Raw genomic sequence first — 19835 nt, forward strand, 5'->3', positions numbered from 1 at the left:
GGGAGCGATGTACTAGAGTTATCTCGACATCGAGATATCTGCTGGAAGGCGCACCGTCGCACCCGCGCTGGTAAGGGTTACCTAACTTAGCCCTACCTCAGCGGATCGGCGCGGGCATGTGACGGCAGCATTGCGGTGGTACGCGCGAATTCATGCATGAAGGAGACTGTCGTGTCGGCGAACAGCTTCGACGCCCGCAGCACCCTGCAGGTGGGCGACGAGTCGTACGAGATCTTCAGGCTGGACAAGGTGGAGGGCTCCGCACGCCTCCCGTACAGCCTGAAGGTGCTGCTGGAGAACCTGCTCCGCACCGAGGACGGCGCGAACATCACCGCCGACCACATCCGCGCGGTGGGCAGCTGGGACGCGAAGGCCCAGCCCAGCCAGGAAATCCAGTTCACGCCGGCCCGTGTGATCATGCAGGACTTCACCGGTGTGCCGTGCGTCGTGGACCTCGCCACCATGCGTGAGGCCGTCAAGGAGCTCGGCGGCGACCCGGCGAAGATCAACCCGCTGGCCCCGGCCGAGCTGGTCATCGACCACTCCGTCATCGCCGACCGCTTCGGCACTCCGGAAGCCTTCTCCCAGAACGTGGAGCTGGAGTACGGCCGCAACCGCGAGCGCTACCAGTTCCTGCGCTGGGGCCAGACGGCCTTCGACGAGTTCAAGGTCGTCCCGCCCGGCACCGGCATCGTCCACCAGGTGAACATCGAGCACCTGGCCCGCACCGTCATGGTCCGGGGTGGCCAGGCGTACCCGGACACCCTCGTCGGCACCGACTCGCACACCACCATGGTCAACGGCCTCGGCGTGCTCGGCTGGGGCGTCGGCGGCATCGAGGCCGAGGCCGCGATGCTGGGCCAGCCGGTCTCGATGCTGATCCCGCGCGTCGTCGGCTTCAAGCTCACCGGCTCGCTGCCGACCGGCACCACCGCCACCGACCTGGTGCTGACCATCACCGAGATGCTGCGCAAGCACGGTGTGGTCGGCAAGTTCGTCGAGTTTTACGGCGAGGGCGTCTCCTCGATCCCGCTCGCCAACCGCGCCACCATCGGCAACATGTCGCCGGAGTTCGGCTCGACCGCCGCGATCTTCCCGATCGACGGCGAGACGATCAACTACCTGAAGCTGACCGGCCGCAGCGAGCAGCAGCTCGCGCTCGTCGAGGCGTACGCCAAGGAGCAGGGGCTGTGGTTGGACCCGGCCGCCGAGCCGGACTTCTCCGAGAAGCTGGAGCTGGACCTGTCGACGGTCGTCCCGTCGATCGCCGGCCCCAAGCGTCCGCAGGACCGCATCGTGCTGGCCGAGGCCGCCGAGAAGTTCGCGCAGGACGTCCGTCAGTACGTCCCCGTGGCCGACCTGGACGAGGCGGGCATCGAGTCCTTCCCGGCCTCGGACGCCCCGGCCGTTTCCAACGGGGTGCCGACCAAGCCCACCCCGGTGATCGCCCCCGACGGCTCCCAGTACGAGATCGACCACGGCGCCGTCACCGTCGCCGCGATCACCTCGTGCACCAACACCTCGAATCCGTACGTCATGGTCGCGGCCGCCCTGGTGGCCAAGAAGGCCGTCGAGAAGGGCCTCACCCGCAAGCCGTGGGTCAAGACCACCCTGGCCCCCGGGTCCAAGGTCGTCATGGACTACTACGACCGCGCCGGGCTCACCCCGTACCTCGACAAGCTCGGCTTCAACCTCGTCGGCTACGGCTGCACCACCTGCATCGGCAACTCCGGCCCGCTGCCGGAGGAGGTCTCCAAGGCCGTCAACGACGCCGACCTCGCCGTCACCTCGGTGCTCTCCGGCAACCGCAACTTCGAGGGCCGGATCAACCCGGACGTCAAGATGAACTACCTGGCGTCCCCGCCGCTGGTGGTCGCGTACGCCATCGCGGGCTCCATGAAGGTGGACATCACCAAGGACGCCCTGGGCGTGGACCAGGACGGCAACGCGGTCCACCTGAGCGACATCTGGCCCTCCGAGCAGGAGGTCGAGGAGGTCGTCGCCTCGGCCATCGGCCAGGAGATGTTCAACACCAGCTACGCCGACGTCTTCGCCGGTGACGCCCAGTGGCAGGCGCTGCCCGTCCCGACCGGTAACACCTTCGAGTGGGACCCGGAGTCCACCTACGTCCGCAAGCCCCCGTACTTCGAGGGCATGACCATGGACCCGGCCCCGGTCGAGGACGTCACCGGCGCCCGGGTGCTGGCCAAGCTGGGCGACTCGGTCACCACCGACCACATCTCCCCGGCCGGTGCGATCAAGGCCGACACCCCGGCCGGCAAGTACCTCCTGGAGCACGGCGTCGAGCGTCGTGACTTCAACTCCTATGGCTCCCGCCGAGGCAACCACGAGGTCATGATCCGCGGCACCTTCGCCAACATCCGGCTGCGCAACCAGATCGCGCCGGGCACCGAGGGCGGCTACACCCGCGACTTCACGCAGGAGGGCGGGCCGGTCTCCTTCATCTACGACGCGTCGCAGAACTACCAGGCCGCATGCATCCCGCTGGTGATCCTGGCCGGCAAGGAGTACGGCTCCGGCTCCTCCCGCGACTGGGCCGCCAAGGGCACCGCGCTGCTCGGCGTCAAGGCCGTCATCGCCGAGTCGTACGAGCGCATCCACCGCTCGAACCTCATCGGCATGGGCGTCCTCCCGCTCCAGTTCCCCGAGGGCGCCTCGGCGCTGTCGCTGGGCCTGACCGGTGAGGAGACCTTCGACATCACCGGGATCACCGCCCTCGACGACGGCGGCATCCCGGAGACGGTCAAGGTGAAGGCGGGCGAGGTCGAGTTCGACGCCAAGGTGCGCATCGACACCCCCGGCGAGGCGGACTACTACCGCAACGGCGGCATCATGCAGTACGTGCTGCGGTCGCTGATCCGCAAGTAAGCGCCACTCCGGTACGCGACGGGCCGCACCCCACGGCGGGGTGCGGCCCGTCCGCGTCAGCGTGCGGCCCGTCCGCGTCAGCGCGTGAGCCCGTCCGCGTCAGCGCGTGAGCCCGTCCGCGTCAGCGTGCGGCCCGTCCGCGTCAGCGCGTGAGCCCGTCCGCGTCAGCGCGTGAGCCCGTCCGCGTCAGCGCGTGAGCCCATCCGCGTCAGCGCGTTGAGCCTGTCCACGTCAGGGCGTGAGCAGCGCGCGGGCGATGGCCGTCTGCACCGGATCGAGGGCGGTCTCCCCGTCCTCCACGTCCCACAACGCGTTCTGCAGCACCCGCGCGAGGGTCCAACCCCGGGCCCGCTCCCGGTCCAGGCCCAGCACCTCGGTCATCACCTCGAAGCGGCGCCGCACCGCGCGCGCCACATCCCCGGTCCCCCCTCGTACTGGCCGAGGGTGGCGGCAAGCGCCGGCGGGACCTCGATCGGCGGGTGCCCGGACCTGGTCACAGGAACGTACTCGACGGGATGTAGGGGGCCGGGGGCGGCATGCCGCGCAGACACACATAGCCGCCGGTGGACAGCTCCAGGCCCGCCTCCAGGCCGACGTCGACCGCCCACTGCTGCTCCGCCGTCAGGCTCGGTACCTGGGCGTCGGTGCCGTCCGGCATGCACAGCAGGGCGGCGGTCAGCAGGCGCTTGGCCAGGCGGCGGGAGGTGGCGGCCAGCAGCTCGATCTTGCCGTCGTCGGCCACATAGCAATAGCCGCTGCCCGCCAAGTCGTCCACGACCAGCAGCCGTCGCTGGCTCAGCAGCAGGTCGTGGTCGGGGCCATGGGCCCCGCCCCGGGTGCGGCGGTCGACGGAGTCCAGGACGTCCCGGTGGCGGGCCAGACCCTCGTGGACGGCGCCGTCGGGGGCGGGCAGACGCTCCTTGGTCGCCGGTCCGACGGTGCCGCGCAGCCGCATCGCCGGGTGCAGGGCGAAACCCGCGCGGCGGTACGTGGCGGCCGCGCGCGGGTCCTGTGAACCGCAGATGATCCCGCGCAGACACCCCCGGCCGTACGTCAGCGCCGCGGCCAGCAACTCCCGGCCGACGCCGTGCCGTTGCGCCTCGGGCAGCACCGCGAACATCGACAGCCCCCAGGTGCCCTCACGCCGCGTGGACAGGGCCGCCCCGATCGGCGCTCCGTCCTTGTCCATGGCGATCCAGCAGCCGCCCGGGTCGGTGCGGGCGAGATGCCGGTTCCGGCTGCGGACGTCGGAGACGTACTGCGGTGGCCACACGCTGTCGGCCTCGCCCATGAGGGCGCTGGAGTCGCCGAGGGCGGCAGCGGCCACATCCCAGACCGCCTCGGCGTCCTCCTCGGTGTCACGTAGCTGGCGGAGGATCATGAGCCCATCATGGCGCCGCCCGGGATCAGCTGAAAGCTGATCCGCCCGGGTGCGCCGCCGTGCGCGGGCAGGGTTGTCGTCATTGGGATCCCTTCGTGGATACCCCGTCCTTTAGGGCGGGGAGGAAACGAAGCCCCTGCGGAGCAGGGCAGGGAAAGGCGAATCACCGCCAGGGCGATTCGGTGTCTGCGGCCATCAGCCGACACCCGCCGCTCACAGACGAACTGATACCATGTGAGGCATGACGCAGCAGGTCAAGCGGGCTTTCAAGTACCGCTTCTATCCCACGGACGAGCAGGCAGCGGAGCTGTCGCGCACGTTCGGCTGCGTCCGCCTTGTCTACAACAAGGCGTTGGAGGAGCGCACTCGGGCCTGGTACGGCGAGCAGCGCCGCGTCTCCTACGTGCAGTCTTCCGCCGCGCTGACGGAGTGGAAGAAGACCGGGGAACTGGCCTTCCTGTCCGAGGTGTCCTCGGTTCCGCTCCAGCAGGCGCTCCGGCACCTTCAGACGGCGTTCGGGAACTTCTTCGCCAAGCGCGCGAAGTACCCGCGCTACAAGAGCCGGAAGAAGTCCCGCGCGTCGGCCGAGTACACCCGCAGCGCCTTCACATGGCGCGACGGGCAACTGAGGCTGGCCAAGATGACGGAGCCGCTGGATATCCGATGGTCGCGTCCGCTCCCGCGGGGCGTTGCACCGACGACGGTGACCGCCTCCCGTGACAGCGCCGGACGCTGGTTCGTCTCGATGCTGTGTGAGGACCGCATTGCTCCGGCTCCAGCCACGGCGAACGCGGTCGGTATCGACGCGGGCATAACCAGCCTGGTGACCCTGTCCACCGGGGAGAAGGTCGCCAACCCGAAGCACGAACGCCGCGACCGGGCCCGCCTGGCCCGCGCACAGCGGGAGCTGTCGCGAAAGGCGAAGGGCTCGGCGAACCGGGAGAAGGCCCGGCGCACGGTCGCCAGGGTCCACGCGCGGATCGCCGACCGGCGCCGCGACTTCCCGCACAAGCTGTCGACTCGACTCGTCCGTGAGAACCAAACGGTCGTGATCGAGGACCTCACCGTCCGCAACCTGGTCAAGAATCACTCGCTTGCGCGGGCGATCAGTGACGCGTCGTGGACGGAACTCCGCTCCATGCTGGAGTACAAGTGCGCCTGGTACGGGCGTGAACTCGTCGTGATCGACCGTTGGTTCCCCAGCAGCAAGCTGTGCGGGGCCTGCGGCACGGTCCGCGAGAAGCTGCCGCTGAACGTCCGTGAGTGGACGTGCGAGTGTGGCACGGTGCATGACCGCGATGTGAACGCGGCACGCAACATCCTGGCCGCCGGGCTGGCGGCGTCTGCCTGTGGAGACGGTGTAAGACCTCAACGGGAGTCCTCCCGGACGGGGCGGTCGTCGGTGAAGCAGGAAGCCTCACCTGTGAGGGTGGGAATCCCCCACCTTTAGGCGGGGGAGGAAGTCAAGAGAGTTCTGATGCTGGGCGGTACGGAGTTCGTGGGGCGCGCGATAGCCGAGGAAGCGCTGGCCCGCGGCGGCCAGGTGACGGAGTTCCACCGCGGCCGCCATGACCCGCCGCCGGAGGCCACCGCCCTGCGCGGTGAGCGAGGGGTGGCGGACGGGCTCGCGGCCCTCGCGCGCGGCGAATGGGACGTCGTCGTCGACACCTGGTCGGGCGCGCCCTCGGCGGTGCGCGGCACGGCCCGTCTGCTCGCCGGCCGCGCCGGGTCGTACGTCTACATCTCCAGCCGCTCGGTGTACGCCTACCCGGCCCCGGCCGGGCTCGGCGAGGACGGCCCACTGGTCGAGGCGTCCGGCCGGGCGCAAGGCGTTCCGCACGTAGGCCGACCGGATCGCTGCAGCATCAACGGCTCCCTAATGATCTGCGGCGGAAAGACTCTTCCTCGAGGGCGGCCGGCTGCCGTCACTGCGGTATTTCTCCCGGTGCTCGTTCTGCGGATTCGGCGAGCTGGGCGGCCAGATTCTTGAGCGCCTGCCGTAGTTCGTCGGGATAGTGGATGGTGAAGGGCCATTCCAGGGAGGCGAGCATGTGGGCCATGCCGTCCAGCCGTTCTGCCCGTGCGTGCATCAGGACGCCGGTGGGCTGGTCGGTGAGGGTCACCGCGGAGCGGTGCAGTCGGCGGGCGATCTCATCGAGGGGGCCATGGATCGTCACCTCGACCTGCCAGCGGTAGGGCCCCTGGGCGAGGTTCGAGGTGAGGTGGGCGACGGGGTCGAAGCCGGCGGGTGCGGTGAAGCTGTCGGCTCGGGAGGTGACGGAGGCGATGCGGTCGATGCGGAAGGTCCGCAGGCTGTCGCGGAGGTGGTCGTGGCCGACGACGTACCAGCGGCCGGTGTGGAAGACCACGCCGTAGGGGTCAATGTCGCGTTCGGTGTGTTCCTGGCGCCAGGACCGGTGGCTGATACCGACGGTCGTGCGGGCGCGGGAGGCATGGGCCAGTGCCAGCAGGACGCCGGTTCCGGGTGCCTGCCCAATCACGGCGTTGGCGGTGAACGACAGGGTCTCCCGCATGGCGGCGAGCGGTTCGCGCAGGGCGTGCGGAAGCACCCGCTCGATCTTGGCCAGGGCACCGGCACTGGCCGGCGCGGCGGTGCCCATGCCCAGACGTTCTGCCGCGAGCAGGCCAAGAACGACGGCGAGAGCCTCGTCATTGGTGAGGACCAGAGGGGGCATCCGGTAGCCGCGGGCCAGCCGGTAGCCGCCGTAGCGGCCGCGTTCGGCCTCCACGGGGATGCCCAGTTCCCGCAGGTGCGCGGTGTACCGGCGCACCGTGCGCACGTCGGTGTCCAGCCGGTCGGCCAGCTCCACCCCGGTGAGCCGGGCGTTGGACTGGAGGAGTTCCAGCAGGGTCAGCACACGGGTCAGGGGATGCGACATGGATCACTCGGCATTTCAGGGCGGATTCTGTCCTGTATCGACTTTACGCTCCCCGCAGCACCTCACTTCAGGGAGATCACATGGCCACCTTCGTACTCGTTCCCGGCGCCTGGCTCGGGGCATGGACCTGGGAAGACACCGCCCAAGCTTTGCGGCAGCGCGGCCACACGGCGCTGCCGCTGACACTGACCGGCCTGGCCGAGCACGCAGACCAGGGCGGCCCCCAGACGGACCTGGACACGCACATCGCGGACATCACGGGATTCGTCGAGCGGAACGATCTGCGCGACGTCACGCTGGTCGCCCACAGCTACGCGGCTGCACCGGTCACCGGGGCAGCCGGACGTCTCGGCGACCGGCTGGAACGCGTGATCTACGTGGACAGCGCCCCATTCGCCGCAGGCATGTGCATGCTCGACCTCATGCCGCCGCAAGCAGCGGACCAGCTGCGCCAGCAGGTCGACGCTTCCGGCGACGGGTGGCGGCTACCGATGCCGCCCTTTGAGGTCCTGAGCTTGTCCAGCAGCCTCGACGGGCTCGATGAGGGCCAGCGGAACACTCTGCGCACGCGCGCCACCCCTCAGCCATTCGGCACCTACACCCAGCGCCTCGCCGACCCGGCCGAGCCCGGTTCCCATGTGGACCGTGTCCTGATCGCCTGCCATGACTTCACGGGACTGCTGGATGCCGGGGTGCCGATGCTGGCCTACCTGAACCAGCCGCCGTGGCGGCGCTTCGACCTGCCCACCGGGCACTGGCCGATGCTGTCCGCGCCCGCCGAACTCGCCCGCGTCCTCGACAAGGCCGTCTCCTGACCGCGCCGGCCGAGAGGCACAGCCCGATGCCTGACCACGAAAGCGTCCGCACGCTGCGGGCCCACGCCCAGGCCCTGGCCGACGGAGTACGCGAGGCCTCTGCCGAGGCGGTCATCCGACGGGTCCTCACCATCCAGGCCCAGGACGCTACGGCCGCCGACCTGGGCATCCGGGTACGCGGCCGAGACTCCAGACTTTCGCATGCTGCCCGCCTACGACGACTACCTGATCGGCTACCGCACTCGCGAGGTGTCCGTCCCCGCTGTCCATGAGGCTCGCGTCTGGCCGGGAGGCGGTCTCATCCGGCCGGCCGTCATCGCCGACGGCCTTGCCATCGCCACCTGGAGTCGTGGCTCCGGCGCGCGCTCCATCAAGGCCCCGGTGCCCTATCTCTGACCCACGGTGCAAAGTAGCCGCAGGCAAATGCTGCGGTGTCGTGATCGGTGCCGATGTTCACCCAGCCGGTGTTCGCTGTCGTGTCGTAGATTCCGTACGGGATCGCCTTCTCTGCCTGGCTAGGGAAGTCGTGTGTCTTGACCTGAACGGGCTGCTCGGCGGGCCGCCACTCGTGCCCGGCGTTCTTGTAGTTGCCGATCAGTTCCTTCTTCTTGGTGTCCACGCTGATCACCGCATCTCCGGCGTCCCGGTGATCTCGTGCCTGCTCGTGGAACTGGGCGTCCCGGTCCGGGTGCTGGGCGCCTTCGATGGTCTTGGCGTTGGCCTGCAGGCTGAAGCCTTCCTCCCGCAGCAGGCCGGCGACCGTGTCGGCGGAGACGCGATGTCCCTGGCGGGTCAGCTCTGCTGCCAGGTTCTGGGTCGACTTCGTCGTCCAGCGCAGCGGCGACATCGGATCGCCCCGCTCGTCGGGCTCGACCAGCGCCAGCAGCGCAGGCCGCAGTCCCGCATCCAGCACACTCGCCCTCTTCCGGCCACCGCCCGTACGGCGGACCCGACCCAACGGGCCCTGGCCGGACTTCAGTTCAGCCACCCCGCGCGAGACCGTGCCCTCCCGCACTCCGGCCGCACGGGCGACGAGCCTGATCCCACCGTGTCCCAGCGACCGCGCCTCCGCCCCTATGGTCAGCCGACGCTGACGCTCGTCCAGATGCGGCAACAACGTCTCGAACTTCGCCCCCAGGACGGCCTCGGTCCCCTCCATACTCCCCATACCACGACAACGATCCCCGCAGCTGGAAGCCACGACTTATTTCCCGGCAAGCCCTAAGGCTGCGCGCTTCGGCCGGGGCGGACGTCGATGAACCACTCCCGGCCGAACAACAGTCCGAAGACCGGGACCGGCAGCCGGACCATGGTCTGCAGGACCGCGTTCACGCGGCCGGTCCCCTTCACCTGGGAGTGGTGCGCGGCGAGCGCGGCCTGCTTCTGGCGGGCGTAGCGGCGGACGTCGATACGGCGGGTGATGGCGGTGCGCGGGCTGAAGCGACCGGCCAGCTCCTCGGGACCGAAGCGCAGCGGTATCCGCAGCAGACGCACCAGCCTGACCAGGCGCTCAGCGGCGTCGCGCGGCATCGTGGCCTCCAGCGCCCTCGCCGTCTCGGCCAGTTCGGCGGCGCGGCGGCCGACCTGGTGCACCTTGACGTGGTCCCGGTGGCCGTAGCCGCCGTTGGCTTCGTAGCTGAGTAGCATCGCCGCATCCTCCTCGCGGAGGATCGCGGCCAGCCGCTCCGCCGCCTCCTCGGTGTCCGCCCGGACGAAGCGCGTGCGGTCCGGCGGATCCGGGCAGAGCAGGGCGCCGTGGCCGCTGTCCGCGTAGCCGAGGTGGACGACGCGGTCGACGCCCAACAGAGCCGCCACGGTGCGCAGTTCGCGCAGCCGCGGCGGTTCGCCACCCGTCGGCACGGCGCCCATCAGGCCGTCCGTGGCGATGACGAGCACCACCCGGTGTCCCTCGTCGGCGAGGCGGGCCAGCGTGCCGCCGGTCAGCAGTGCTTCGTCATCGGGATGGGCATGGAACGCCAGTACGGTCGCCATCGGCCCATCCTGGCACCCCCGTTCACCGGAAGACCGCGACGTTGTGCCTCGCCCACTCGGCGAACGTACGCGGCGGGCGGCCCAGGATCCGTTCCACGTCGGGGCTCATCCGCTGCTCGCCGGCCGTCGGCCGACCCAGGATGTCGAGGGTGCCGTCCGCGATCGGCTCCGGCATGAACCCCAGCATGTGCGCGCGGGCCTCCTCACGGCTCAGCTCGACGAACCGTACGGCTTCGCCGAGCGCTTCACCGATGGCCCGCGCCTGCTCGCGCGGGGAGATCGGCGACGGACCGGTGAGTTCGTAGGTGCGCCCGGCGTGGTCCGCATCGCGCAGGGCCACGGCCGCGACCTCGGCGATGTCCGCGGGGTCCACGAGCGGCAGCCCGACGTCCCCGAACGGCGCGGCGATCATCCGCTGCGTGCGGACGGTCTCGGCCCACGTGCAGGCGTTGGAGTCGAACCCTCCCGGCCGCAGAATCGTCCAGTCGAGCCCCGACCGCCGTACGGCGTCCTCGAACGCACGCAGCGAGGCGTGCGACACCGCCTCCGGCCGGGTCGCCGCGCCCTGGGAGGACAGCAGGACGACACGCCGTACGCCGCCCGACTTCGCGACGTCGAGGAGGGCGCCCGCGCTCGTACCACCGCCGAGAAGTGCGCCCGCGAAGAGCAGGAAGAGCGCGTCGGCCCCGTCCAGCACGGGCCGAAGGCTCTCCGCGTCGGCCAGATCGGCTCGCCGATGCTGAACGCCCTGCGGAGTCTTCCCATCGGAGGGCCGCCGCGAGACAGCCGTCACCTGCTCGCCCGCCGCGGCGAGTGCCTCTACGAGCGGCCGTCCGACGTTTCCGGTCGCTCCCGTGACCACGATCATGTGCAGCTCCGTTTCCGTTGTCGCAGAGAGGTCCTTGCCGCGGCACGGTGAAGCTAGCATCGCCGGGATAGTAGGTACCTAGAGGAAAGTGACTATGGCCAAGGAACCGGAACAGGCGTGCCCGATCGCCCCCGTCGTCGACATCGTCTTCAGCCGCTGGACCACGCCGATCCTCTGGACGCTGAACGAATACGGCCGTCAGCGCTTCGTGGAACTCCAGCGCCGCATCGGCACGGTCACCCCCAAGGTGCTGACTCAGCGGCTCCGACAGCTGGAACGCGACGGGCTGGTGCGGCGCACGTACCACCCGGAGGTCCCGCCCCGGGTGGAGTACGAGATCAGTGACCTCGGCCGCGGCCTGGGCCCGCTCTTCGCCACGCTCGCCACCTGGTCGGCCGAGAACCTGCCCAAGGTCGAGCAGGCTCGCCTGTCCTACGACGCCGAGACGGCCCCTACCGCGTCCCGGTGAGGCGGCGAGACGGCGGGGGAGACGACCGATGACCCGGCCGCCCCCACCCGCCGTCCCCGCCACCGTCAGCGATTAGCCGAGCAACTCCACCTCCGCCAGTGTCGCCCTGCCCTCAGGCACCAGCCGGTAGTGCGCATACCTCCCCGGGGCGTGGACCGAGAAGACCCGGGTCTGCTTGTCCCAGGCGAAGGACTCGCTGGACCGCCGGTCCAGGTCCTGCCACTTCTCGCCGTCCCAGGACCCCTGGAGAACCCACCCCGCCGGCGCCTTGCCCCGGTCGGACGAGGTCAGGGTGTACTGCACGGCTCGGCCGGGGCCGGTGACGGGCAAGTCTACCGACTCGAACGTCGCCTCCGTGCCCGACGTGTCATCCAGCAGCGCCGTGCCCCCACTCGGCACCGTCAGGTCGCGGCGCGGTGTCGGCACCTTGTCGTCCTGGGTGATGGACGACGGCGCGGCCCCCTCACCCGTGCCCCACTTCGACGGCTTGGCGCCCATCGCGAACTCCAGCGTGCCGCCCCGGGCGAGCACCGAATGCGGCAGGACGGTGGTGTTCCACACCTTGCCGTTCACCTTCAGGCCCCGGACGTAGACGTTCGCCCGGCTGTTGCGCGGGGCCTTGATCACCAGGTCGCGGCCGTTCTCCAGATGCACCGTGGCCTTGGTGAACAGGGGCGAGCCGACCGCGTACTCGGAGCCGCCCATGACCAGCGGGTAGAAGCCCAGTGAGCTGAAGAGGTACCAGGCGGACTGCTCGCCGTTGTCCTCGTCACCGTGGTAGCCCTGGCCGATCTCGCTGCCGGTGTAGAGGCGGGAGAGCACCTCGCGCACTTTCTCCTGGGTCTTCCAGGGCCGGCCGGCCGCGTCGTACATGTAGGCCGCATGGTGGGCGACCTGGTTGCTGTGCCCGTACATGCCCATGCGGACGTCCCGCGCCTCGGTCATCTCATGGATGACGCCGCCGTAGGAGCCGGCGAACTCGGGGGAGGCGGTCTCGGGGGTGGAGAAGTACGTGTCGAGCTTCTTCGCCAGGCCACTCCGCCCGCCGTACAGATTGGCAAGACCCCGGCTGTCCTGGGGCGCCGTGAAGGCGTAGCCCCAGCCGTTGGTCTCGGTGTAGTCGTAGCCCCACACCCGGGGGTCGTACTTCTCGGACGGCACGCGCCACTTGCCGTCGGCGTTCTTGCCCTGGAAGAAGCCCGCCTTGTTGTCGAACAGCGAGACATACCCCTGCGCGCGGTGCAGGAAGTACTCCGACTCCTCCTTGTAGCGGGCCTTCTTCGTCTTCGCGTGGAGCGCCTTGCCCATCTTCGCCAGCCCGAAGTCGTTGAGGTAGCCCTCCAGCGCCCAGGACAGGCCCTCATGGGTTTCGGTGCTGGTGTAGCCGAGGAAGGGCGAGGTGGACATGCCCTTCCGTCCGACGCCCGACAGCGGCGGGACGGCGGTGGCGTTCTTCAGCGCCGCCTCGTACGCGGCCTCGGCGTCGAACCGCACGCCCTTCAGATACGCGTCGGCGAAGGCCACGTCCGAGCTGGTGCCGGTCATGAGGTCGGCGTAGCCGGGGGAGGACCAGCGGGAGATCCAGCCGCCGTCCTTGTACTGCTGGACGAAGCCGTCGACCATCTTCCCCGCCCGCTTCGGCGTCAGCAACGAGTACGCGGGCCACGTCGTCCGGTAGGTGTCCCAGAAGCCGTTGTTGACGTACACCCGCCCATCGACGATCTTCGCGCCGGTGTGGGTCGGGGTGTTCTCCCCGGTGGCCGGTGAGAAGGCGCTCGCGTACTGGTACCTCGGCTTACGCGCCGTCCCCGTGTTCTCGAATGCGGAATTGGGATAGAGGTACAGCCGGTAGAGGCTGGAATAGAGCGTGGTGAGCTGGCCGCGGTCGGCGCCCTCGACCTCTATGATCCCCAGAATCCTGTCCCAGGCCCGCTGCGCGGCCTGCTTGACCTGCCCAAAGGACGCCGATGCGGGGATCTCCCGGTGGAGGTTGGTCTTCGCCTGGTCCACGCCTATGAGGGAGGTGGCGAGCCTCAGCGTGACCGTACGGTCCTTGCCCGGCTTGAAGCGGAAGTAGCCGGTGACGTCCTTGCCACCATCCCCCGAAAGCTTGCCGCCCGCGCTGACGGGTGCGTCGAAGACCCCGTAGACGAAGAGCCGGGTGGCCCCGGTGGACAGTCCGCTCTTGACGTCGGAGTAGCCGGAGACCACCCCGTGCTCGGTGTCGAGGGTCAGCCCGCCCTCGCCCGTGACGTTGTCGAAGACGACGCTCGCGTCCTCACCCGGATAGGTGAAGCGCATAATCGCGGCGTGGTCGGTGGGCGCCATCTCCGCTCTGAGGCCGTTCTCGAAGGTCACCCCGTACGCGTACGGACGGGCGCTCTCCTTGTCGTGGCGGAACGGCAGGGCGCGGGCGGTGCGCCCGGCGTCGGGGGTGCCGGACGCGGCGGACGGCATCACCTGGAAGGTCTGCCGGTCGCCCATCCAGGGGCTCGGCTCATGGCTCGCGCTGAACGCCTGGATGGTGGGGAGGTTGTCGGCGTTGTTGGCGCGGGCGTACTGGTAGAGCCAGTCGGTCGAGCCCGCGTTCGTCACCGGCGTCCATAAGTTGAAGCCGTTGGGCACGGCGGTCGCCGGGAAGTTGTTGCCGCGCGAGAAGGATCCGCTGGAGTTGGTGCCCCGGGTGGTCACGGCGTAGTCCGACAGATGCGACAGCCGCTTCTCGGGGGCCCTGGTGGCGATGGAGATGTCGTCCACCCAGCCCCGGAACTGCGCCGGGCCCTTGGGGGAGTCGTACGCCACGAGTACGCGGTCGATCGTCTTGCCGGCGCCGACCGCGCCGATCCGCGACTGCTTGTGGTTCCACTGGTTGACGTACAGGGTCTTGGAGGCGGCCTGGCCCTGGGGACTCATCCGCGCGCCGTGCTGGTCGACCGCGTCCGGCAGATCGCTCAGATAGGTGCCGTCGGTGAAGGCGAGATCGACGGAGACATGGGTGGCCGGGTAGTGGAGATCGGTCTCGGGCATCGACGGGAAGATCCGGTACGACAGCAGGGTGTCGCGGGTGACGACCGTGTCCACGTCGAAGATCTTGTTGTACGAGTAGGCCCGGCCGTCCGGCTCATGGGTGCCCGCGTATCGCAGCGCATGGGTCCCGGTGAAGCCCGCGTTGGCCTTGGCGGTGGGGGAGCCGGTCGGGCCCCGGTCGATCTGGCTGCGCATCTCGGAGGGCGCGGGCGGGGTGGTGTCACCGCCCGCGAACTGCACCTCGGCGAGCTGGACGAGGTCGTCGCCGGCGTTGCGGGTGATCTCCAGCCGGAGGTGCCGGTACGCGGTCGCCTTGTCGAAGGAGAACTCCCGGGTCTGCCGGCGCGAGGCGAAGGCCTCGCCCTGCCGGGAGTCGAGCGTCGTCCAGTCGGAGCCGTCTGCGGAGCCCTTGAGGGTCCAGTCCTTCGGATCGCGGCCCGGGGCGTCATTGGCGGAGGTGAGGGCGTAGCGGACGACCTCCACCGGCTCGCTCAGATCGAACTCCAGCCAGGCGGCCTTGTCGAAGGCCAGCCATTTGCTGGTGACCTCGCCGTCGACCAGGTGCTCCTTGATCTCACCGGCCGAGGTGTTCTCGCCGCTCGCCCGGACCTCGGTGACCTTGTCGGTGACATTGCCGGGGATGCCGGAGGAGTAGCCGCCGTCGACCCCGGACGCCTTCTTCCTGCCGTCGGGGCCGGTCTCCACGGTGTCGCGCCAGTCGGGCTGCGGATCACCCGATTCGAAGGACGAGGCGAAGGCCCGGTCGGCGTGGTGCCCGGCGCCCCGGTCGCTCGGTACGGCGACCGCCGCGCCCTGGGCCGTCACCGCCAGCAGGACGGCCGCCACCAGGGCAGCCGGGCGCCCGCTCCCACGCCATCGTCTCTGGTGTCGTCTCTGTCGCATACTCAGCCTCTCAACGAATCTGACAACGTTGTCAATTGAGCCAGGCAGAGATAAGTAGGGAGGCGCGGGGAGGGTGGTGTCAAGGATGCGTCAGGGATCGATGCGGCCCGACAAACAGCGCGGGCCGTACCTCGGTTGGGGGTACGGCCCGCGCCCGGTGGAGTGATTCCGTCGTGTCGTCAGCCGGCCTTGTCGGACTTGGTGGCGAGCGAGAGCCGGCACTTCTTCGCCGTGTGGGAGCTGTCCGCCTTGAGCCCGGCGACCTTGATGGTCTTGTCGGCCCCGCCCGCCACCTCGGCGTCGGACTCGATGCCCGTGGTCACGACCTCCCCGGAACTGTCGACGAAGCCGACCAGCAGCGAGTAGTAGGCGGTGCTGGAGCTGGAGTTGCTGATCTCGACATTGGCGTAGGGCATGCCGCTCGAGCTCCAGCCGCAGGTGCCCATCTTGGCGTCCGCGCTGACCAGGCCGGAACCGCCGGTGGGGCTGTCCGAGGGGTCGTCGTACGGGTCGTCGGTGGGCTCCTCGGTGGGCTCCTCGGTGGGCTCCACCGGCAGGCGGGCCATGCCCTTGCCTATCGCGGAGCCGCCCTTGCCGTCCCCGGCGGATGAACCGCCGCTGTCGGAGCCGCACCCCGAAGCGAGCGCGAGTGTCGCGGTCACGACAACGCTGGTGGTAAGGGTGAGCCGCTTCCGGGACACAGGGACCGCCTTTCGAGGATCGCGCGCACGGCGGCGTGCCGTACGGCCTGTGTCCCCTACGGTATGTCGGACAGGTCTCAACTCGGGAAAGACTGCCGCCCAATGAACGTACGATCTTGCCCAGTGGGGCCCAGTGGACTATACCTGTCGGCCCAGGGGGAAGGCCGTACCACGGCCCACATCGCGCGGGCCTCGGCGGGTCCTCCGCAATCCCCGGCACTTACCCAGCAATACTCCGCTTCACGCTTCAACTGACCCGCGGTGTCGGGCCCCTCGCCTGAGGCGAGCATGTACGGGGGACGTTGCACCGCCTGAGTCCTGACGAAGGCGAGGACCTGAGCATGGGATCCACACCAGATTTCGGCCGGCGTGACCTCATCAAGCGGTCGGCGGCGCTCGGACTGATCACCGTTCCGTCCCTGAGCGTGCTGACGGCGTGCGCGAGCGGCGGCGACGACAGCTCCAAGAAGGTCGACAAGGGCAAGAAGTCGGCGAAGAATCCGCTGGCCGTCAATGAGAGCGCCCCGCTCGACGTCGTCATCTTCGACGGCGGCTTCGGACAGCAGTACGCCAAGGACGCCGAGGCGGAGTACGGCAAGGCCTACCCCAAGGCCAAGGTCAAGCACGCCGCGACCCAGAAGATCCAGACAACCCTGCAGCCCCGGTTCAACGGCGGCACCCCACCGGACCTCATCGACAACTCCGGCGCCGAGCAGATGGACTTCGGCACCCTGGTCGCCAAGAAGCAGCTGACCGACCTCACCCCGCTGCTGGACTCGCCCTCCCTGGACGACCCGAAGAAGACGGTGCGCGAGACGCTGCGCCCCGGCGTCGTGGAGATGGGCCAGTTCGACGGCAAGCAGGTCTGGATCCTCTACTACGCCTACACGGTCTACGGCGTCTGGTACTCCAGGACCAACCTGGAGAAGCTGGACACGGAGTACCCCGAGACCTGGGACGACATGCTCAAGGTCTGCGCGGCGGCGAAGAAGAAGGGCATCGCCGGCTGGACCTACCCGGGCAAGTACCCGTACTACCTGCCGTTCAGCCTCTACCCCTTCATCGCCAAGATCGGCGGCGTCGACGTACTGAACGCCATCGACAACCTGGAGCCGAACGCCTGGAAGCATCCGGCCGTCAAGGCCGCCTTCGACGCGTACTACGAGCTCTACAAGAAGGGGTACATCCTCAAGGGCACCCCGGGCCTCACCCACATCGAGTCGCAGACCGCCTGGAACCAGGGCAAGGCGCTGTTCATCCCCAACGGCTCCTGGGTGGAGAACGAGGCGAAGAAGACCACGCCGAAGAACTTCCGGATGGCGGTGAGCGCGCCCTCCAGCCTCGACAAGAGCGACAAGCTGCCGTTCGGCACCATCTGGGCCTCCGGCGGTGAGCCCTTCATCGTGCCGAAGACGGCGAGGAACCCCGAGGGCGGCATGGAGCTGCTGCGGATCATGCTCGGCGAGAAGTCCACCAAGAACTTCGTCAAGCAGGTCTCCTCGCTCTCCTCGCTCAACGGCGGCACCGACGGTCTGACCCTGCCGCCGGGCCTGGCATCCGCACAGGAGGCGCTGCGGAAGGCCGGCAAGAACGTCGTCAACCCCCGGATCCAGGACTGGTACGTCGCGCTGGAGAAGCAGCAGATCGGCGTCTCCGCGCTGGGCGAGATGATGGCGGGACGCATGACCCCGGCCGAGGCGATCAAGAAGATCCAGAAGTTCGCCGATGACACGGCCAAGGACGACGCCGTCAAGAAGTACAAGCACGTCTGATCGATGAGGTTCGATGCGTCACCAGCGGTGTTATCCCCAGGGAAAGACCGAGGGCGGTAGAGATGCGGCAGGCTAAGTACCAGTCCGGTGCACAGGGCGTGATGAAGCGCCCCTCCGGCGTGGGATCCCCGGGAAACCGGTTTGTCCGGTGGTATCGGAAGTACGGATTCCCGGTGGGGTTCCTGGTGCTCCCGGTGGCGATCTACGCGGTCTTCGTGCTCTCGCCGTTCGTCCAGGCCATCTATTACTCCTTCACGGACTGGACCGGGCTGAGCTCCGACTTCAAGATGGTCGGATTCGGCAACTACCAGTGGCTGTTGCACGACGACCTGTTCTGGAAAGCAGTCGGCCACAATGTGCTGTTGCTGCTGGTCGTGCCGCTGGTGACGCTCGGCCTCGGGCTGTTTTTCGCCTTCATGCTCAATGTGGGTGGCCGCAGTCGGAAGAACGCTGCCATCTCCGGGGTGCGCGGCTCGGGCCTCTACAAGGTCGTCTACTTCTTTCCGCAGGTGCTGTCGATCGCGATTGTCGCCCTGCTGTTCCAGTTCACCTACAACCCCCGGAACGGGGCACTCAACGCCTTCCTGGGCGGCATCGGGCTCGACGCACTCCAGCAGGGGTGGCTGGCCGATCCGAAGCTCGCCCTGTGGTGCCTCATGGTGGTGATGATCTGGTGCAACGTCGGCTTCTACGTCGTCCTCTTCTCCGCCGGGATGAGCGCCATCCCCAAGGACTTCTACGAGGCGGCGCTGCTGGACGGCGCCAACCGGATCACGACCTTCTTCAGGCTCACCCTGCCGCTGCTCTGGGACACCGTCCAGACCGGCTGGATCTATATGGGCATCCTCGCCCTCGACGCGTTCGCCGTCGTGCAGATCATGACCGTGGGGCCGGGCGGGCCCGCTGACTCCACCGAGGTCATGGGCTATTACGTCTACACCAAGACGTTCCGCGACGGGCAGGCGGGCCGGGCGACCACGATCGGGGTGGCGATGCTGATCGTCACCATGATCTTCGCGGTCATCGTCTCGAAGCTGGGCCGGCGCGAACGACTGGAGTACTGATGACCTCACCCGCACAGCCCTCGGAGCTCCCCGGCGTCACCAAGGACGACGAGGCGCCGATCGCACCGCCCCCGGTCGACCGGATCCCTCCGCGCCACACCCCTGAGGGCAGCATCAGCAGCGAGGGCAAGGTCCTCAACGTCTTCTCGCACGGGATGCTGATCATCTGGGCGCTGCTGGTCACCATGCCGCTGCTGTGGGCGGTCATGAGCTCCCTCAAGACCGACGAGCAGATCTTCACCTCGCCCTGGGGTCTGCCCGACACCCTGCATTTCGACAACTGGTCGCGTGCCTGGAGCAAGTCGAACATCGGCGACTTCTTCCTCAATACCGTCCTGGTGGTGGGGTGCTCGCTGATCGGTACCATGCTGCTGGGCTCGATGGCGGCCTATGTGCTGGCCCGATTCGAATTCCCGGGCAAGCGCGCCATCTACTTCATGTTCGTGGGCGGGATGAGCTTCCCGATCATCCTGGCGCTGGTGCCGCTGTTCTTCGTCATGAAGAACATGTCCCTGCTGAACACCTTCCACGGGCTGATTCTGGTCTACATCGCCTATTCGCTGCCCTTCACCGTCTTCTTCCTCACCTCGTTCTTCAAAACGCTGCCCACCTCGGTGGCGGAGGCGGCGCTGATCGACGGCGCCTCGCAGACCCGGACCTTCTTCCAGGTGATGCTGCCGATGGCGAAACCGGGTCTGATCAGCGTGGGCATCTTCAATTTCCTCGGGCAGTGGAATCAGTACATGCTGCCGACGGTGCTCAACACCGACGAGGACAAGCGGGTGCTCACCCAGGGGCTGGTGCAGCTCGCGGCCAGCCAGCAGTACAAGGGCGACTGGTCCGCGCTGTTCGCCGGTCTGGTGCTGGCGATGCTTCCGGTGCTCGGGGTCTACATCGTCTTCCAGCGGCAGGTCCAGGCGGGCCTGACCGCGGGCGCCCTGAAGTAGCCCGACGGGCTCCCGGAGCCCTCCCACGACGTCGTCGGCGGCGGCCCCGCTCTTCCCATGCGGACGGAAGAGCGGGGCCGGCGGCTTCCTGGCCTGGGAATACGGCC

The 19835-nt window shown here is 68.8% G+C and carries 15 protein-coding genes and 2 pseudogenes; 9 read left to right on the forward strand and 8 right to left on the reverse strand.

All coding sequences use genetic code 11. The features are described from left to right. Positions 1-171 precede the first annotated feature (171 nt). Complete coding sequence (gene acnA / locus ABZU99_RS17340; RefSeq protein ID WP_356048526.1) at positions 172-2889, forward strand: aconitate hydratase AcnA; 2718 nt, start codon at positions 172-174, stop codon at positions 2887-2889. Positions 2890-3120: 231 nt separating this feature from the next. Here acnA and ABZU99_RS17345 read toward each other — a convergent pair. Together ABZU99_RS17345 and ABZU99_RS17350 are read right to left on the reverse strand one after the other, a co-directional pair. Beyond that, positions 3121-3306, reverse strand: a pseudogene (locus ABZU99_RS17345) (hydroxyurea phosphotransferase); the annotation flags it as partial. Positions 3307-3382: 76 nt separating this feature from the next. Further along, entirely contained in the window at positions 3383-4270 is an 888-nt protein-coding gene (locus tag ABZU99_RS17350; protein ID WP_356048528.1) for a GNAT family N-acetyltransferase, read from the reverse strand. A gap of 241 nt (positions 4271-4511) precedes the next feature. On the opposite strand from ABZU99_RS17350, the gene ABZU99_RS17355 reads away from it, so the two are divergent. Then, entirely contained in the window at positions 4512-5720 is a 1209-nt protein-coding gene (locus ABZU99_RS17355) for an RNA-guided endonuclease TnpB family protein (protein ID WP_356048530.1), read from the forward strand. A 27-nt stretch (positions 5721-5747) separates the two neighbouring features. Further along, positions 5748-6086, forward strand: a pseudogene (locus ABZU99_RS17360) (reductase); the annotation flags it as partial. A gap of 109 nt (positions 6087-6195) precedes the next feature. On the opposite strand, the gene ABZU99_RS17365 reads toward ABZU99_RS17360, so the two are convergent. Continuing rightward, positions 6196-7170, reverse strand: coding sequence for a YafY family protein (locus tag ABZU99_RS17365; protein WP_355951914.1), 975 nt, complete (start codon positions 7168-7170; stop codon positions 6196-6198). An 80-nt stretch (positions 7171-7250) separates the two neighbouring features. On the opposite strand from ABZU99_RS17365, the gene ABZU99_RS17370 reads away from it, so the two are divergent. Together ABZU99_RS17370 and ABZU99_RS17375 are read left to right on the forward strand one after the other, a co-directional pair. Next, positions 7251-7985: an alpha/beta hydrolase gene (locus ABZU99_RS17370; RefSeq protein WP_356048532.1), complete on the forward strand. Its 735-nt coding sequence runs from the start codon at positions 7251-7253 to the stop codon at positions 7983-7985. A 201-nt stretch (positions 7986-8186) separates the two neighbouring features. Continuing rightward, a complete protein-coding gene (locus ABZU99_RS17375) occupies positions 8187-8381 on the forward strand; it encodes a crosslink repair DNA glycosylase YcaQ family protein (protein WP_355951916.1) in 195 nt (64 codons plus the stop codon). Here ABZU99_RS17375 and ABZU99_RS17380 read toward each other — a convergent pair. From ABZU99_RS17380 to ABZU99_RS17390, 3 genes are all read right to left on the reverse strand, one after another. Beyond that, on the reverse strand, positions 8356-9144 hold the full coding sequence (locus ABZU99_RS17380; RefSeq protein WP_355951918.1) for an ISAzo13 family transposase: 789 nt from the start codon (positions 9142-9144) through the stop codon (positions 8356-8358). The genes ABZU99_RS17375 and ABZU99_RS17380 overlap by 26 nt on opposite strands. A 62-nt stretch (positions 9145-9206) precedes the next feature. Then, positions 9207-9977 (reverse strand): PIG-L family deacetylase, encoded by a 771-nt coding sequence (locus tag ABZU99_RS17385; protein ID WP_356048534.1) that lies wholly within the window; start codon positions 9975-9977, stop codon positions 9207-9209. 22 nt (positions 9978-9999) lie between these two features. Next, positions 10000-10845: an NAD(P)H-binding protein gene (locus tag ABZU99_RS17390; protein WP_356048600.1), complete on the reverse strand. Its 846-nt coding sequence runs from the start codon at positions 10843-10845 to the stop codon at positions 10000-10002. A 94-nt stretch (positions 10846-10939) separates the two neighbouring features. Between ABZU99_RS17390 and ABZU99_RS17395 the strand changes: the two genes are divergently transcribed. Next, a complete protein-coding gene (locus ABZU99_RS17395; protein WP_355951924.1) occupies positions 10940-11314 on the forward strand; it encodes a helix-turn-helix domain-containing protein in 375 nt (124 codons plus the stop codon). Positions 11315-11386: 72 nt separating this feature from the next. On the opposite strand, the gene ABZU99_RS17400 is transcribed toward ABZU99_RS17395, so the two are convergent. Then, positions 11387-15244 carry a GH92 family glycosyl hydrolase gene (locus tag ABZU99_RS17400; protein ID WP_356048536.1) on the reverse strand — a complete coding sequence of 1286 codons (3858 nt, stop codon included), beginning with the start codon at positions 15242-15244 and terminating at the stop codon, positions 11387-11389. A gap of 179 nt (positions 15245-15423) precedes the next feature. Beyond that, a complete protein-coding gene (locus ABZU99_RS17405) occupies positions 15424-15906 on the reverse strand; it encodes a hypothetical protein (protein ID WP_355951929.1) in 483 nt (160 codons plus the stop codon). Between the two features lie 380 nt (positions 15907-16286). On the opposite strand from ABZU99_RS17405, the gene ngcE reads away from it, so the two are divergent. From ngcE to ABZU99_RS17420, 3 genes are all read left to right on the forward strand, one after another. Continuing rightward, on the forward strand, positions 16287-17717 hold the full coding sequence (ngcE, locus tag ABZU99_RS17410; protein ID WP_355951932.1) for an N-acetylglucosamine/diacetylchitobiose ABC transporter substrate-binding protein: 1431 nt from the start codon (positions 16287-16289) through the stop codon (positions 17715-17717). Positions 17718-17818: 101 nt separating this feature from the next. Beyond that, positions 17819-18781, forward strand: coding sequence for a sugar ABC transporter permease (locus ABZU99_RS17415; RefSeq protein WP_355952047.1), 963 nt, complete (start codon positions 17819-17821; stop codon positions 18779-18781). Further along, complete coding sequence (locus ABZU99_RS17420) at positions 18781-19728, forward strand: carbohydrate ABC transporter permease (RefSeq protein WP_356048539.1); 948 nt, start codon at positions 18781-18783, stop codon at positions 19726-19728. The genes ABZU99_RS17415 and ABZU99_RS17420 overlap by 1 nt, the downstream gene beginning before the upstream one ends. Positions 19729-19835 lie beyond the last annotated feature (107 nt).

This window comes from Streptomyces sp. NPDC005266 (assembly GCF_040607655.1).
Lineage (GTDB): Bacteria > Actinomycetota > Actinomycetes > Streptomycetales > Streptomycetaceae > Streptomyces.